Source organism: bacterium, from assembly GCA_009926305.1.
GTDB lineage: Bacteria > Bdellovibrionota_C > UBA2361 > UBA2361 > RFPC01 > RFPC01.
In genome coordinates this window covers 1-1141 of the sequence record RFPC01000254.1, presented here as the reverse complement: position 1 = coordinate 1141, position 1141 = coordinate 1, and the positions used below count along the sequence as shown (strand labels likewise).

Below are 1141 nucleotides of genomic sequence, written 5' to 3'. Positions count from 1 at the left end.
TAATAAATTGCAGTAGTACACCCTCTGGGTCAGTCTCGGAGAGAACACCTTTTAATTCGATTAGTTCACGGTCTGAGAATGGTGCAAGTATGTCTGTAAAGGTTCTCATTTCCCCTCTCCTTTGTTAATGCGATCCAGTTCTTTCATGAGATTGTTAATAGTGTCGATGCGTTTGTGTATACTCTCCATCCTCTTGTTGATGCCGTATCGTTGCATTACTCGGTCATTGTCCAGTGAGTCTTTAAATTCTTGCTTGATATCCTCCTTCTTTTGGGTTTTCTTTCTGAACTTATCTAGATAGATTACATTTCCCATTTCATCCTCCATGGACTGCGTTATGCAGCCCGTACTAGTTCGAGTGTCTTGGCGGTTAGTTGGTTGTTGAAGTCGAGCAACTTCTCAGCGTTCGTCAATGGCCTGAGCTTCTGGTATTTGTCATTGGTCTGGAATACCCTACAACCCTTGACCATGTTCTCCTGTATCACGTTAAAGCGATGCCATGCCGAATCTCCACGGTCTTTGAATCGTCTACTACTAGCCATGTTCTGTTGGTTCCTCACTTGGAAGAATTCCCTTAGTTCATCTTGCTTCACTCCACGCAGCATGAGAGCGAATTGTGCCAGTTCAAAGACTGCATCGTGGCTCATTGTCTTGTCTCTCAGGAGCTGCTTAGTCTCCTTGAAGCTCTCCATTTGCATCAGGACTAGTGGGATAGCCTCAGCGAATCTGTCTAGTGCAGAGCCTCGGTGCGATACTCGGACACCAACGTCCCCACTACCCAATTGGTTCTCGCACAAGATTCTGAAGTAGCCTGCCTCAAGACGCAGTGCGCTAGTGCCGTTGTGGCTGTTCAATAACATGAGATTGAAGCGCCCGTCCTCGTCGGTGTCTGTCTCACGTTCGAAGATTGACACATGCTTCTGAAAGCCTGAACCTTTGCTCTGCCTGTATCGGCTCTCGAAGAACCCGAAGTCAGCAAGGACACTATGAGCCTGCTCTGTGGACAAGAACACGTACTTATCAGAAACTGTGGATGCGGGTGCGGTAGCAAGCTTTGCAATATTGTTTGTCATAACCTTTTCTCCTTGTTTGTTGGTTATATCTATATATCGGTCAAAATTAATTTTACTTTAGTCTTTTT

Annotated in this window: 2 protein-coding genes; both read right to left on the bottom strand. The window is 45.6% G+C overall.

What is annotated here, in order from left to right; translation table 11 throughout:
• Window positions 1-105: 105 nt before the first annotated feature.
• Entirely contained in the window at window positions 106-315 is a 210-nt protein-coding gene (locus EBR25_14300) for a hypothetical protein (GenBank protein NBW42141.1), read from the bottom strand.
• Window positions 316-335: 20 nt separating this feature from the next.
• Entirely contained in the window at window positions 336-1073 is a 738-nt protein-coding gene (locus EBR25_14295; GenBank protein NBW42140.1) for a DUF932 domain-containing protein, read from the bottom strand.
• Window positions 1074-1141: the final 68 nt, after the last annotated feature.